Below are 15,482 nucleotides of genomic sequence, written 5' to 3' on the forward strand. Positions count from 1 at the left end.
ACAAAGCGATATGAACGATAGTTAACTTGACGTTTTAATCTATGAAAGATAGTCAAGCAGAGGTGAGATGTGTTTTTTGCGGTGGGGGTAAGATATATACACCCGCTGTTGGGTTTTTGTGTAAAACGCCGATATTACTGTTGAAAACTATTTCAGATGAACATGACACAGCAAGGGCGGATGTATGGCGTTATTAAAAAAGAGCTTTCCATTAGTGTTTTTAATCGTTGTTTTAACGGTTACTTATTGGGCTGGAAAAAAGAGTGCAGACCAACCCATTTCTATGGTGGATAAAACAAGAGTATCGGATAAAGCTTCAAATGAAAAAATGGGAAGGCCACCGGTAAATGTTGTCGTTGATCTTGTAAAAGTTCAAGATCTTTACGAACAACTTAACGTTCTTGGGAGTGGAAAAGCTCTTGCAGAAGTCGAGCTTACCCCTTTATCCTCAGGTGTTATTGATAAGCTTTTTGTATCAGCGGGTACAAAAGTACAAGCTGATGATGTGATTGCAAAGCTTGATTCTAAAAAAGAAGAAATAGCGGCTGCAAAAGCAAAAGTGCAACGTGATAACAATGCATTGACGCTTTCGCGTATTCTTAAATTACGCGCCAGCAATACAGCAACGGAAGTTCAAGAAATTATGGCACGCTTAGAGTTGGATAACGCAAATTTAGTTTTGCGTAATGCTGAATTAGATCTCGATCGGCGAACAATTCGAGCACCGATTCCTGGAGTTGTTGGTATTTTGCCCGTTGATGCGGGGAATAACGTGACCCTTAATACTGTAATAGGCCGTATTGAGAATAGAGAACGTATTTTGGTCGATATATGGGCCCCTGAACGATATGTGTCGCGCATCCATAAAGGAGATGAGGTAACGGCAACGTTAATCGCGCAGCCAGATAGATCTTTTGTTGGTCATATTTATGCGATTGATAATATCGTTGATCCAGAAAGTCGCACACTTCATGTTCAGGTTGAAATCAACAATGAAAAAGATACGCTCATGTCTGGTATGTCCTTTTCTGTTTCCTTGCAGTTTCATGGTGGTTCTTTTCCTGTCGTTAATCCTCTTGCAGTGCAATGGAATAGTAAAGGGTCATTCGTTTGGCGTGTGAGAGAAGGAAAAGTAGAGTCTATACCCGTAACAATTATTCAGCATAAAGCGGATCAGGTTTTCGTGAAAGCTCCCCTAGAAAATGGTGATCAAGTTGTCATTCAAGGGGTGCAAATGCTTTATCCAGGAAGTAAAGTAACTATTGATGATCCAAAGTCTCATCAACAGCAATTATCAGTAGGTTATGGAACGGATATACAATGAGCCAAGAATTGAGCACAAAACAGCCTATGTCAAAGGTGGAGCAAGGTGGTCTCATTACCTTATTTATTCGCAGACCGGTTTTTACTCTTGTTTTGAATGCTATGATCATCATTGCAGGATTTGCAGCATGGTTAAATGTTGATGTAAGAGAATTACCCGATGTTGATACTCCTGTAACAACGATTGTGACGATGTTTTCTGGTGCATCGGCAGAAACAATTGATCGTGAAGTTACAAAAGTTATAGAAGATGCTGTTTCTCGTGTTTCAGGTGTTAAGACGATTTCTTCAACGTCTTCTTTTGGACGCTCCCGTGTGAAGATTAACTTTAATGTCGGTGTTGATTTGAATGTTGCAGCATCTGATATTCGTGATGCTCTCTCTCGTGTTACCTATTCTTTACCGAAAGATGCGGATTCGCCTTTGATTATTAAAGCAGATTCGAATGCTGCTGCCATGATGTATTTGGTTGTGACGTCACCAACAATGAGTGTTGATGATTTAACCACGATTGTAAACGATCAGATTGTTGATGCTATTTCTGCTGTTGATGGTGTTGGTGATGTACAGGTCGATAGTGCTCGCACAAAGATTTTTCAGATTGATATAGATCAAGCAAAACTTGCAAGTTATGGATTAACTGTAGCAGATATTTCACGTGTTCTTGCTGATATGACAACAGATGTGCCAGTAGGGTCATTACGCAATTCTAAGCAAAGTTTAGTTGTACGTGCTACTGCACGTTTAACAACACCAGAATCTTTTGAACAAGTTGTTTTAAAGCCTCATGTGCATCTTGGTGATGTTGCGCATGTTACTTTATCGCCGGATATAGAAACAGTTATTCTTCGTATCAATGGAAAGACAGGTATTGGATTAGGTATCGTGCGTAAAGCACAATCCAACACTCTTAATATTTCTGAAGGTGTGAGAGCCGTTGTTGATAATCTCAAAAGTATTGTTCCTTCTTCTGTAAATATAGACGTTATTAATGACGATGCAATTTTTATTAAAAGCGCTCTTCATGAGGTTGAAGTTGCGTTGGTTATTGCTATTTTGAGCGTTATCTTGGTCATTTTTCTTTTTCTCAGAGACATTCGTGTAACGCTGATACCTGCTTTATCTCTTCCTGTCGCTTTGATTGGTACCATTGCGGCTATTTATCTTGTAGGGTTTTCATTGAATATTCTCACATTTTTAGGACTTGTTTTAGCAACAGGGCTTGTTGTGGATGATGCCATTGTTGTTCTTGAGAATATTGTTCGGTGGCGCAACATGGGATTAGGTTCCAGAGCAGCAGCGGTGATAGGAACACGTGAAGTATTTTTTGCTGTTTTAGCAACAACATTGACTTTAGTGGCTGTGTTTGTTCCTATTTCCTTTCTTCCTGGGCAAGTTGGAGGTCTTTTTAGAGAATTTGGTTTTGTTTTGGCAATTTCTATTTTGCTTTCTTCAGTTGTTGCCTTAACGCTTTGTCCAATGTTGGCTTCGCGTTTTCTCAAAGAACATATTGAGGAAAAAGAGGAAAAGTCCCATCATTTTGCTTTTTTATATAAATTAGGTACTTTTTTTCATAAGGCATATACTTACAGTTTGCATAAGTGTTTAGAAAAGCCTTGGGCTGTTGTTTTTGCTTCACTTATTTTTGCGGGTCTTTGTGTTGGAGGCTATACGAAGCTACAACAGGAATTAACGCCAGCAGAAGACAGAGCTGTGATCTTTTTGGTTATTAATGGACCACAAGGTATTTCAACACAATATTTGAACGAGCAAATAGAGCAAATTGAAGCAAGTCTACAGCCATTACGTGATGCAGGGGAGATTGCTAACAGTTACTCTATTGCGGGTGCTGGCGGTTCACCCAATACTGCTTTTTTGATTTTATTGCTTTCATCTTGGGATAAACGTTTACGGAGCCAGCAAGAAATCGTGAAAGATATTAATGCAAAGGTTAAACAGTTTCCCGCAGTTTTTGTGTTTGCTGCGCAGGGAAATTCTCTAGGTGTGAGCGGAACTGGGCAAGGGTTGCAATTTGCAATTCTTGGCAATGATTATGCAATATTACAACCCATTGCTGATAAGCTGGTAAGTGCTTTACAAGATGATCCGCGTTTTCTTCGCCCACGCCTTACTGTTGATGCAACACAACCGCAATTTTTTATTGAAATCAATCGAAAAAAAGCCTCCGATTTAGGGATTGATATCACCAATTTGGGCGATACATTACAAACAATGTTGGATGGTAAAAAGATTGGTTCCATTAACGTGGATGATCATTCTTACGATGTTAAATTGATATCGCGTACAAATTCTATGAAGAGTCCTAGCGATTTAGAAAATATTTTTTTAAAAACCAAAGACAATCGATATGTTCCTTTATCGGTTATTGCGCGTTTACATGAAAAAGCTATTGCTCCTCAATTAAAACGGGAAAAACGCATGAGTGCTGTTATTTTAAGCGCAAATCTTGCTCCAGATATCGCTTTAGGGGAAGCTTACCAAACTGTACAGAAAATTGCTTCTCCTTTGTTATCAAAAGGAACCTATTTGGTTCCCTTAGGGGAAGCCGAAACGCTTAATGAAACATCTTCCAATTTTATGATTGTTTTTGGCATTGCCTTTTTGATTATTTTATTGATTTTGGCTGCTCAGTTTGAAAGCTTTATTTCAGGATTCATTATCATGGCCACTGTCCCATTAGGGATTGGTTGTGCTGTAATTGCTATGCTATTAAGTGGTGTGAGTCTTAATATTTACAGCCAAATTGGATTAATTTTGTTAATTGGTGTTATGGCAAAAAATGGTATTCTCATTGTTGAATTTGCAGATCAATTACGTGATCAGGGAAGAAGCGTGCGTGAAGCCGTAGAAGAAGCAGCAAACATTCGCCTTCGTCCAGTTTGTATGACAATGATTTGTGCCATTTTAGGAGGTATTCCTTTGGTTTTAGCCAAAGGTGCTGGCGCAGAAGCTCGTATAGCTTTAGGTTGGGTTATCGTTGGTGGCTTAGGTTTAGCAACTATTTTTACGCTTTATGTTACACCGGTTGTTTATCTTTTTTTAGGGCGTTTTATAAGACCAAAAGCAGAAGAAGATTTACGTTTAACAAAAGAACTCAATCAAGTTAAATGATGTATATGATAGAAAAGATTTGAAAATTTATTCTTGTAAAAATATCATTTTCGGATCTTATCCTTTATATTTTGTATATTCCTTCATTTTTATGTGAGCAGTGAAAATAGCGAGCAATAAAAGAGATGCTTTCTGCTTTGTTATTGTTTGGGCATAGATTTCATTATCAATAACCGTATAGGATAAGCTTATGGGAGATAGCTTTTCGATTCGAAATGAAATGGCTTTTGAAGCCACATTAAAAGCTTTAAAAAACCATGCCGCAAAGGATGGGGTCTATGATATTCGTCGGCATTTTGTAGAAGATGAACAGCGTTTTTCCCATTTTTCCCTCAGACTTGATGATCTTCTTTTCGATTTTTCAAAATGTGGTGTGACATTTAAAACATTGCAACTTCTAGATGATTTAGCGGTCGCAGCAGATGTGTTAGGCCGGCGTGATGCAATGTTTTCTGGTAAAGCGATTAATACAACTGAAAAACGCTCAGTTCTTCATATTGCATTACGTTTACCTGCTGATGAAATTTTCATGTTGGATGGTCATAATCTTATTCGCGATATTCAAGACGTCTTTGACGATATGGAAAGATTTTCTGAAAAGGTGCGTGATGGAAGCTATAAGGGAGGCAGTGGCGAGAGAATAAGTGATATTGTCAATATTGGTATTGGTGGTTCTGATCTTGGTCCTGCAATGGTCACGTATGCTTTAAAACCTTATCATGATGGTCCACAGTGTCATTTTGTTTCGAATGCTGACAGTGCCCATATTTCTGATACTCTCTCTATTTTGAATCCAGCAACAACGCTGTTTGTCATTGCTTCTAAAACTTTTACAACGGCTGAAACAATGGTCAATGCTCAAGTTGCACGTCAGTGGATTTGTTCACATTTAGGAGAAGAAGCCGTTTGTACGCATTTTGTTGCTGTTTCAAGTGCGCTTGATAAAGTGGCAGAATTTGGCATAGATTCCACAAGAGTTTTTAAATTTTGGAATTGGGTTGGAGGACGTTATTCAATTTGGTCAGCCATTGGACTTGTTGTTATGTTTGCAATAGGTGGTGGAAATTTTCGCCAATTTCTCAATGGTGCTTTGCAAATGGATCAACATTTTAAAACTATGCCTTTGCATAAAAATATTCCTATTCGTTTTGCTCTTTTAGGATTCTGGCATCGTGTTATTTGTGGTTATTCATCACGTTCGATCATTCCTTATGCACAGCGTTTAATACATTTTCCAGCTTATTTACAACAGCTTGATATGGAATCAAATGGTAAGCAAGTCTCGCTGGATGGAAAACCATTAAGTTTTTCAAGTGGTCCAATTGTTTGGGGGGATTCAGGAACAAATAGTCAACATGCTTTTTTTCAGCTTCTGCATCAAGGAACAGATATTATTCCTGTAGAATTTATTTTATTTATAAAAGGGCATGAGAAAAAATTACATTCTATGTATGAGATGTTGCTAGCAAACGGTTTAGCACAATCAAAAGCCTTGATGAAGGGGCGTAGTATTGAAGATGCTCGGCATATCTTGATAAAAAATGGAGTTGATGAGGGTGAAGCAGATCATTTAGCACGTCATAGAAGTTTTAAAGGAAACCGTCCCAGCATTACGCTGGTTCAAGATTCATTAACGCCTTTTGCACTCGGTCGTCTTATTGCGCTTTATGAACATCGCACTTTTGTTGAAGGGATTTTAATGAATATTAATTCATTTGATCAATGGGGTGTTGAACTTGGTAAAGAATTAGCAAACGAGTTACTACCAATTCTTCGTGGAGAAAGTAAAGCGGATAATCGCGATAGTTCAACATTAGGGTTGCTAGCACATATTCAAGCAAGACGTGCAAAATAAATATAATTTGACAGTAGGTTTTGTACTAACTAAGCAAAAGTAGAATGAGAGAGAAATATGAAATAATTCTTTAATTTTACTATGCTTTCTCTTGTTATCTGAACTAGATTTATGTAACAGAAAATCAAAAAAGTGCAAAAATTGTAAAAATGAGAATTTATTCGCAAAAACGATAAAGACCTTTGAAAGGTCTTTGAAGATCCTTTGAGAACCTCTTAAAAACTCTTTGAGAAAAAAATAAATTGGTACAAAACCTAGTGTCAAAATATACAAAACCCGCTGGCAAGCTACAGACAAGCTACAGGCAAGCTACGATTAAAGGCAGTTTTAATAATATCGCTTTATAAATTAATGGCGGAGAGAGAGGGATTTGAACCCCCGATAGAGTTGCCCCTATGCCGCATTTCGAGTGCGGTGCTTTCAACCACTCAGCCATCTCTCCATAATAAAGTGAAACAAAAATCGGCACTATTTGAGTGTATAAGGGGTAGATAACCTTCAATTGTTTTTGGTACAACCTTTTTTTCTTTTTTATGGGACTTTATTGACAGAGAATAGAAATTCCTTCATATATACAAAATATAAGCGTGGGGAAATCTGCGCATATTTGTGTTGAAGAAGGTTTTATCCTTCTTTGGGATCTATTACGACTGATAAAAAGCAGCCTATTTTCCCTTATTTCAAGGCAGAAATTAAATAAGAGCTGGAGTGAACGGAAGGATAAAAAATGTTCGCAGTCATTAAAACTGGTGGTAAGCAATACCGCATTGTTGCTAATCAAGTGGTAAAAGTTGAAAAAGTTAGTGGAAATGCGGGTGATGTGGTTGAATTCAATGACATATTAATGGTTGGGCAAGAAGGTAATGCGGTTATTGGTACCCCTGTCGTTGCTGATGCATTGGTGACAGCTGAGATTTTAGAACAGGCACGCGGGCGCAAGGTTATCGCATTTAAGAAGCGCCGTCGTCAAAATTCTAAACGCACGCGTGGCCATCGTCAAGAATTTACGAGGCTTCGTGTTTTAGAAATTTTAATGGGTGGTTCAAAACCTAAAAAAGTTGCTGCGAAACCTATAAAAGAAGAAGAAACTACACCAAAAGAAACAAAAGCTGCTGCTTCTGTTGAGAAGACGACTAAAAAAATGGTTGAAAAAAAGACTGCGTCGCAGAAGAAAGCATCTGTAGCATCAAAGAGTAAGAAAGATTAAAGGAGAGCGTCTATGGCACATAAAAAAGCTGGTGGTTCCTCGCGTAATGGTCGTGATTCAGAATCGAAACGTCTAGGCGTTAAAAAATTTGGTGGTGAAACCGTTATTGCCGGAAATATTATTATTCGCCAGCGTGGTACACGTTGGCATCCTGGAAACAATGTCGGCATTGGAAAAGACCATACGCTTTTTGCATTATCAAATGGAAAGGTTTCTTTTCAACGCAAAGCGGGTAATCGTTCCTATGTTTCAGTCATTCCTATGGTGGAGGCAGCAGAGTAATCTGTAACACTCTCTAGCCATCAACGGGATTTCATTGAATTGTAGTTGTGGTTTTATAAGTATTCAAAGGGAAAGATGAATCTCATCTTTCTCTTTTTGCGTTGGTACTATAATAAATGTAGAAGATAAAAAGGTAGAATCGGGGAAATGGCTTTTCTCAATGAGGGAAAAAGTTTGTGCGCTGTTATGTTAGTATTTAAGTACTGAACATATTGATATTATGATAGAGTTTGTTGATAAGTTTCTGTATAATAATCAGTGAGGAGAGACTTTCTTTTTATGTATGAAGAAGCGTCGAGTAATTTCTTATAAGAGAAGCAGTTTGTTTTCAGAAAATTATGAGAAATTTAATGAGAGCATTATTGATGTAATCATTTTGATAAAGATGGATCTTTTTATCGGCATTGTGGTATTGATGAGTTGTCATACTGTTTTTAGGTGGTAGTGTGGGTAGGTGGGGCTATTCATTTAAAAAGACATAGGGATAAAAAATCCATAAGAAGGTAGTCAAAACTACTTTGAAAGTGACGTGCATTAAGGAATTTTCGGTAAATCGAGAGTGAAATTATATTTTTAAGGAGTACGGTGTTTAAAGATATAAAAATAACCAACTTGCAATCAGCGCCCTTCAAGAATATTTTTTCTGATTTCACTATTATTGTGTATTGTTGAAAATAGACAAGCATAAGAGCTAGGGTTAAGGCAATAATTGCTTTTCATTTTTTACTTTATTTATCTTATTTGTAGAGTTTTTCTTGATTTTAGTAGTTGGTGATGGTGCTTGGGAGGGGATGTCGTACTTTGCAAATGTGCGACAGAGGGTATTGTGTATTTGCGATATTGATTGAAGTAAAGGTGTAGCTTAAAATATATAAATATTATATATCGAGAGTTTGATATCATAAGATGGGTAGCACGGAATTTTAAAGATGATAAGTTGCATGGAGCAATTTGTAATTATGTAATGAACTTATAAAGAGGGATAATAGGTTAAATAAACTTTGAGGAATCAATTAAAATATTAGCTGAAGTTACGGATGATTGGGAAGGATGCTTTCTTGTAGGGAGAATAGTGAAAAGTTATGTTGGATAACTTAGGATAATGAGAGCATTTTGAAAGCATAGTTTTTCAGGTGATTGGTGCTGTAAAAAACGGGGTTTTGTCTTTGTAAAGTAAAAGAGTAAGAGGCAGACTTGTTTATGATGGTTTTGAGCACTGAGGTGGATAATAATATCTAATTGTTTTATCGGTTATATTGAGGTATTTAAGCACCTCACTTAGCTATATTCTGTAAAATATAAAGAGAGCTGTGGTGGTATTTATAGCTTGTATTTTGGGAAATGCAGCTTTGAAAAGGAATGTATCAGAGATATTGGTGTTCAAATGTGAGGCAATTTGAATTCATGATGAGATATGAGAAAGCAGAAGCAATGAATGTAGATTTTACTGATGGTGAAATCTTGTCTATAAGATCTGTACAACTTGCAGCTGCTTTTGATCATAAAAATGATGCAATTTATGCTGCTGCTGAATTGCTTGTGCAGGTTGGTGCAGTTGATAAGTGTTATCTGGCAAGTATGCTTGCACGTGAAGAAACAACCAATACTTGGCTTGGAAATGGTATAGCCATTCCTCATGGTATGGCTGAAAATCGTGATTTAATTATCAAGGATGCTGTTGCTGTTATACAGGTGCCTGCTGGTGTTGAGTGGCAGGATGGCAAGAAAGCATATTTGGTTATTGCCATTGCAGCGTGTCCAGATCGCTATAGAGAAATTTGTAAAAAATTGACGTCTCTTTTATTTGATAAAAAACAGCTTGAAGTACTTGCAACAACTATGGACAAACAGCAAATTGTTACAACTTTGTTTGACCAAGAGATGAAGATAGAAAAAACTTTTATTGGTGACCTTTCGGTGTGTCAGGAATGGACTTTAGATTATCCAAGTGGTCTTCATGCACGACCAGCTTCTCTATGGGTTGATTTTGCGAAAAAGGCTCAAAACTCTATCAGAGTTCGCCATGGTCAATATACCGTTGAAATGAAAAATTTGGTTGGTTTATTGCAATTAGGAGCAAAAAACGGTGATGTTCTGATTTTTTCTACAGATGCTGCAGAAGGAGCACAACTTCTCAATGATGCCATTGCTATTGCAAAAAAAGTGAGTATTAGTGAAAAATGTCTGATGAGAGCAATGGAATCTCAAACAAAGGCTTTTCATGGTTGGTATCCACGCTCTATGCAAAAAGGCATTTCTGGTGTTGGAGCGAGTTCAGGATTAGCATTTGGTAAGATTTTTGTTTTAAGGCAAAATGATATTTCCATAATAGATCAGCCAATTGATTTTGCAGCTGGTGCAGCATGTCTTGAAAATGCTCTTACAAAAACAAAACATAAAATGGCATCTGTGATTTCTGATATTACAGTGCGTATGGGAGCAGATTCTGCTGCGATTTTTTCTGCGCAAATGGTTTTGCTTGAAGATGAAAATTTAATAGCTCAAGCTTGTCGTTTTATAGCGGAAGGTCATGGTGTCGCTTGGTCTTGGGATAGAGCGGTTCGTCAATTTTCAGATATGTTTTTTAAGGTAGATAATCCTTTGTTAGCAGCACGTGCTGTTAATTTAGTTGATGTTGGTCGACGTGTTTTAGGTGAAATCAATCCATCCTATAGATCGTTCTTTTTAAATGATATTCCACATGGTGTAATTCTGGTTACAAATGACCTTTCTCCTTCTGATGTAGCACAACTTGATTGTACAAGGGTAAAAGGATTAGCAACAGCATGGGGAGGTCCATTATCTCATACAGCTATTTTGGCGCGTACTCTTGGTATTCCATTGGTTGTTGCTGCAGGTGATGATATTTTAGCAATTCAGTCTGATATTCAGGCTATTATTGATGGCGATAACGGGTTTATTTACCTTAATCCTACGCTTGCAGACGTTGAAGATGCTCAAAGGCATATTGATACTGTTGCGCAAAAACGTGTCAGTGAAATAAATGCATGTAGATTACCAGCGCAAACGACAGATGGTCAAAGAATTCGTATCATGGCTAATGTCAACTACGCAAATCAGGTGCCTGTTGCGCTTGATTTAGGGGCTGAAGGTGTTGGACTCATGCGCACGGAATTTTTGTTTTTAGAGAATCCATATATTCCGGATGAAGAGCTACAATTTAATATATATCGGGCGATGATTACAGCTGTAGGAGATAAGCCATTAATTATTCGTGCACTTGATATTGGTGGAGATAAACAGGTTACGCATTTACATTTATCTAAAGAGGACAATCCTTTTTTAGGTGTTCGAGGAACGCGGCTTTTGTTACGTCGACGTGATCTTTTGGTGCCTCAATTACGTGCTTTATATCGAGCGGCAAAAGAGGGTGGAGATCTATGGATTGTGTTTCCGATGGTCATGTCTGTTTCAGAGATTGTCGCTATAAAAAAGATTGCAGAGGAAATCCGCAACGATGTTGATGCACCAAAATTAAAACTTGGTATTATGATCGAAGTTCCAGCAGCGGCCATTATGGCAGATGTATTAAGCGCCCATGTTGATTTTTTTTCAATTGGAACCAATGACCTAACACAGTATACAATGGCTGTTGATCGGCAAAATCCGTACCTTGTGTCTGAAGCTGATAGCCTTGATCCAGCAGTTTTGCGTATGATTTATCAGACTATTCAGGGAGCTGCACAACATAAGTGTTGGGTGAGTGTATGTGGTGGTATGGCTGGAGATCCTTTTGGTGCAATGATTTTGACTGGATTGGGAATTAATGAGCTTTCTATGATATCTTGCGATATTTCTCCAGTAAAGGCGTGTTTACAGACTCATAGTTTTGAAGATATGAAAATTTTAGCACAAAAAGCATTACAATGTGAAACTGCACGAGCTGTACGTGCTCTAAGCAAGGATATAAGGTAATAAAGAACATTAAGGGGAAAGAACGAGCTCATTTTGCAGACTAATCAGATCTTTAGTGCTGTAAAACATTAATACAGTATATTAATTTATAATGGTAATTTATCGTTTTACATAATGAGAACCCTGAATATTGTAGGTTTTTTTCGTTTTAAATTTCTCTATATTTAATTAATAAAAATTACTCTTTTATACATTACAAGGAGGAGTAATGTATGGATAAAAACACTCTAAGAAAGAATAAATTCCTTTTATGCATTCTCTCAAATAGCAATAGATATTGTAACATTAGGCGACAAATAGCGTGATAGTACTTGGCTTTTACTTTTTATTTAAGGAAAGATGATGTTATCCAATAGATTTTATACCATTCATAGATACCGTATGAGGTAGATGTGGCAAGCTTTAAGAGATGTTTTTTTACAAACGTGTGGATGGGAAAGAAAATAGTATTTTTAGAGTATTCTGTTTTGTGATGAGACCATATCACGCTTAAAGAATGCGATAATCAAAAGTATAAAGTAATACGTAATTTTTTTAAATAATGGAGACTACTTTAGATATTTTGAAAACTGTAAAGCTGAATTTAAAAATATATGGTAAAAATGAAAACAGGTTTGCATTTTTATGATTTTGTATTTGATCAAAATGAGACTATTTTTTCATTTTAGAAAATAAAATATATTCATACATATTAAATTAAAAATGCAAAGTTTTTTTCTGAATTTTATTTTCTTTAGTATCAACTAAATATAGAAGTGTGAAATTGAATAGAGGATTTAGAATAGGGCTTATTATGTAATCCTATGAAAGAGAAAACTGATACCATCACACGATTTTACAGCTTTCAATGTTGCAAAAATTCGTGCTATTTAAGAAAATGCATAAGAGCCGCTTATCCTCTCTTAAAATGTTCTTCCCCCACATACCATCCCTTCCTATGACGTATAAGTAAGTGATTTTAATTATTTGGTTGTGTAAAACTATGGGCTGTATGCTAATTTTAAGAGAAGTATTTTTTTGTGAAGCAGAAAGTGCGTAAATGAGCATGAAAGTTTATAACTGGTGACAATCTTTTTATTCTCATTATTGTATTCTACAAACCTATCCACGAAAAAAGTTTTTTCTTAAAAAGAAGGGATGTGCTTGTTATTCAACAGATAAAAGCTCTTACTTTAATAAATGAATTTGTTTTTTGGGTTTTGAATGTATAGTTTAGACTTGCACGTTATTTCTTTCTGGGTATAGTGCGAACTTCTGGAGAGGTGGCCGAGTGGTTGAAGGCGCACGCCTGGAACGCGTGTATATGGGAAACCATATCGAGGGTTCGAATCCCTCTCTCTCCGCCATACAATTTTCTCCTATGTATAACATATTGATTCTTTGTAATCTTTTTAAAGGTTCGGGAGCGTTAACAAAAGTTCGGGAATAGGATTTTCCAACATACCGTTACAAAGCTCATCTTTTTCCTCCAACATTCTCTAATAATTTTTTGAATTCTTTGAAATCCACTGTTTTAAATGTGCAAAGACATTCTCTATCGCCTCCATGAGGCGTGTAGAGCATTCCGTGATTAATATCCTTACTACTCCAGATTCTTTCAAGTAAACTTAAAAATCTAACTGTAGTTGCGATGTATGTTGTGGATAGAATACTCCGATGATAATATATGGATTTTTCGCTATTCTATGACTTTTAAACGTTGTTCCTAAAAAGAAATAAACGTCTTTTGTATTGGCAATATCGTCATAGTATTTTTGCTGAACTAGCTGAATTGCTTTCTCGTCGGATTCGACCTTTTTCCTGCAGTTCCAGTAAAGCTGACCTATTTCCCAATCTGCTATCATTAGCGTGCTATTAACATTTTTATCATCTGTAAATTCATATGAAAATTTGTAAGGCAATTGTTTTGTTCGTATAAAATTGTCCGTTTTTTCAAAAAGTGAACCCTGCCGGATTAACTCACAAACAACTTCTTCCCTTTTAGGATTCAGTATTGGATTAATCGGTTTAAAAACAAACTTTTTAATTCGTGATGGCTTAAAAATAGCCAGTGAAAATTCATTAGATTTTGCCCCTGCAATTACAGCATGTAAATCGGTGTATATCGTATTCTTAGCCAGTATTAAACGCTTACGTTCTTCCCAATCCCGTTTAGATGAAATGAACTCGCAAAGCTTAATATCTTCAATGTTACATGGCCTATAACTCTCTGGCCTATAATCTTTGGGATTTTTTTCAAGAGAAAGTTCTATCCATTGATATTTTTTGTATTTTGTTTTCAGAAAGCGGAATGGCGCTGGATAAATCCTAATCCAAGAACCATCTTCCTTAACGCCAGCAGTACACACTAATTCTATATACTTCGTAGAAGGTGTTGGATAAGTTTTCACCGTAATCAACACTCGTTCTTTTTTTATTACTGCCATATTTATTCTTTAGATATGTTTTATTTCATAGTTCCAATTCGGCAATTGAGTGAGGGCTAATGCGATTCGCCCTCGATGGCACATACATACATTAGCTTCAAAACAAGTAATTGCAATACGCTTATTATCTAAAAAAAGTTGATATAGCCTGCTGATTGCGTTGCTATTGTTCTTGAGAATTGTATTTTGATAATCTTCAAAAAGACATTCATAATCTTTTTGTGTATTGAGGTTCTGACGCTTTTCAGACACAATGCCCAATTCTGGGATATGCACATATTCAATACCAAACTTAGCCACGTTATTGGACAATTGTATTTGGGAAAACCCATATTTTCGGCTTATAGGATTTTTGCGAACATCGCACAAAAGTTTGACATTATTTCTGATGAGGCGGTTAAGATAGTCATCAAAAGACGCTCCTTCATAACCGATAGTATAAAAACAAAAGCTTTCATCCTTTGATCGAAATTCATCGATTTTTTCTAAGTCTTCTTCATCCATAACCTCATCTGCTATCTGACTATTAATCGCAAAATATGGGTAATTTTTGTATACATACCGGATAAGTTCATTACCTCTTATCGTACTAAATTCTTCAACAAATGAAAAAATTTTATTCTGTATAGAAGGTGCAATATTGGTACTGTAATCATTATTTTCTGACACCAACTGCCAATAATTATGATTGTTAGCAAGGATTCCCATTTCTACAAGTCGACGTTTGTCAGCATAAGATTGAAAAGAAAAACAACCAAATTTGTAGGGCACAAAATCATAACTGTGCATTTTTTCACGTTGTGTGAATAAAAATAAATATTTTTGAAAATCTGTACTTGAAAGACACCCTCCAAATTCTTGAAGTAGAGTCAATAATATTTTTTGCCGTTTAAATAAAATTTTCCCTTTTATTTTTTCCATATGTTCATCCCAAGACCCCACTCTATCAAATCAAAAGTTTGTACTAAGTTAAAATTTTCTGACACAAATCCAGATAAAAACAAAAAAACGTAGTTTCTTCCTAAGATTTGAGATTATACCATGAAAAAAATTCTAAAAAAATAAGATTGCGGTTATAAATTTCATGCGCTGGAGAAGGCATAACTTATTTACTCTATATTTACTATATTTTAATTTTTTGAAATCCACTGTTTTAAATGGAAGAAGACATTCTCTATCACCTCCATGAGACGAGCAAATTTAAGAATCCATTTTCTAAAGAATTTCGCGCGTCTCAGAGTATGTTTAGAGTCGGATATTTGGTTTTTGTGTAAAAATACTTACAAACGCATCCATAATACGTGAAAAATCAAGCGCTAAT

The 15,482-nt window shown here is 36.2% G+C and carries 8 protein-coding genes and 2 tRNA genes; 7 read left to right on the plus strand and 3 right to left on the minus strand.

Annotation, left to right across the window (positions count from 1 at the left end):
• Positions 1-184 precede the first annotated feature (184 nt).
• The 3 genes from ACFIQE_RS01130 (at position 185) to pgi (ending at position 6,310) form a co-directional block, all read left to right on the plus strand.
• On the plus strand, positions 185-1,324 hold the full coding sequence (locus ACFIQE_RS01130; protein WP_375620832.1) for an efflux RND transporter periplasmic adaptor subunit: 1,140 nt from the start codon (positions 185-187) through the stop codon (positions 1,322-1,324).
• A complete protein-coding gene (locus ACFIQE_RS01135) occupies positions 1,321-4,455 on the plus strand; it encodes an efflux RND transporter permease subunit (protein ID WP_375707199.1) in 3,135 nt (1,044 codons plus the stop codon). The genes ACFIQE_RS01130 and ACFIQE_RS01135 overlap by 4 nt, the downstream gene beginning before the upstream one ends.
• A gap of 190 nt (positions 4,456-4,645) precedes the next feature.
• Entirely contained in the window at positions 4,646-6,310 is a 1,665-nt protein-coding gene (pgi, locus tag ACFIQE_RS01140) for a glucose-6-phosphate isomerase (protein WP_375702782.1), read from the plus strand.
• A gap of 352 nt (positions 6,311-6,662) precedes the next feature.
• Here pgi and ACFIQE_RS01145 read toward each other — a convergent pair.
• Positions 6,663-6,752 (minus strand) — tRNA-Ser (locus tag ACFIQE_RS01145).
• 285 nt (positions 6,753-7,037) lie between these two features.
• On the opposite strand from ACFIQE_RS01145, the gene rplU reads away from it, so the two are divergent.
• The 4 genes from rplU to ACFIQE_RS01165 all read left to right on the plus strand — a co-directional run bounded on the left by rplU (position 7,038) and on the right by ACFIQE_RS01165 (position 13,081).
• Entirely contained in the window at positions 7,038-7,517 is a 480-nt protein-coding gene (gene rplU / locus ACFIQE_RS01150) for a 50S ribosomal protein L21 (RefSeq protein WP_375620829.1), read from the plus strand.
• 12 nt (positions 7,518-7,529) lie between these two features.
• The gene (rpmA, locus tag ACFIQE_RS01155; RefSeq protein ID WP_273723965.1) at positions 7,530-7,799 is read left to right on the plus strand and encodes a 50S ribosomal protein L27; all 270 of its coding nucleotides are present in this window, start codon (positions 7,530-7,532) and stop codon (positions 7,797-7,799) included.
• A 1,404-nt stretch (positions 7,800-9,203) separates the two neighbouring features.
• Complete coding sequence (gene ptsP, locus ACFIQE_RS01160; protein WP_375707200.1) at positions 9,204-11,735, plus strand: phosphoenolpyruvate--protein phosphotransferase; 2,532 nt, start codon at positions 9,204-9,206, stop codon at positions 11,733-11,735.
• 1,256 nt (positions 11,736-12,991) lie between these two features.
• Positions 12,992-13,081: transfer RNA gene (locus tag ACFIQE_RS01165), tRNA-Ser, on the plus strand.
• 261 nt (positions 13,082-13,342) lie between these two features.
• Here the strand turns inward: ACFIQE_RS01165 and ACFIQE_RS01170 are convergent.
• Complete coding sequence (locus tag ACFIQE_RS01170) at positions 13,343-14,161, minus strand: hypothetical protein (RefSeq protein ID WP_375657464.1); 819 nt, start codon at positions 14,159-14,161, stop codon at positions 13,343-13,345.
• Positions 14,162-14,170: 9 nt separating this feature from the next.
• Positions 14,171-15,082: a DUF488 family protein gene (locus tag ACFIQE_RS01175; RefSeq protein WP_375657463.1), complete on the minus strand. Its 912-nt coding sequence runs from the start codon at positions 15,080-15,082 to the stop codon at positions 14,171-14,173.
• Positions 15,083-15,482 lie beyond the last annotated feature (400 nt).

This window comes from Bartonella sp. AA1HLJMS, from assembly GCF_042197445.1.
Taxonomy (GTDB): domain Bacteria; phylum Pseudomonadota; class Alphaproteobacteria; order Rhizobiales; family Rhizobiaceae; genus Bartonella.

Coding starts and splice junctions, on each gene's coding strand:
- rplU (WP_375620829.1), top strand. CDS start 7,038: ATGTTCGCAGTCATTAAAACTGGTGGTAAGCAATACCGCATTGTTGCT.
- rpmA (WP_273723965.1), top strand. CDS start 7,530: ATGGCACATAAAAAAGCTGGTGGTTCCTCGCGTAATGGTCGTGATTCA.
- pgi (WP_375702782.1), top strand. CDS start 4,646: ATGGGAGATAGCTTTTCGATTCGAAATGAAATGGCTTTTGAAGCCACA.
- ACFIQE_RS01135 (WP_375707199.1), top strand. CDS start 1,321: ATGAGCCAAGAATTGAGCACAAAACAGCCTATGTCAAAGGTGGAGCAA.
- ptsP (WP_375707200.1), top strand. CDS start 9,204: ATGATGAGATATGAGAAAGCAGAAGCAATGAATGTAGATTTTACTGAT.
- ACFIQE_RS01170 (WP_375657464.1), bottom strand. CDS start 14,161: ATGGCAGTAATAAAAAAAGAACGAGTGTTGATTACGGTGAAAACTTAT.
- ACFIQE_RS01130 (WP_375620832.1), top strand. CDS start 185: ATGGCGTTATTAAAAAAGAGCTTTCCATTAGTGTTTTTAATCGTTGTT.
- ACFIQE_RS01175 (WP_375657463.1), bottom strand. CDS start 15,082: ATGGAAAAAATAAAAGGGAAAATTTTATTTAAACGGCAAAAAATATTA.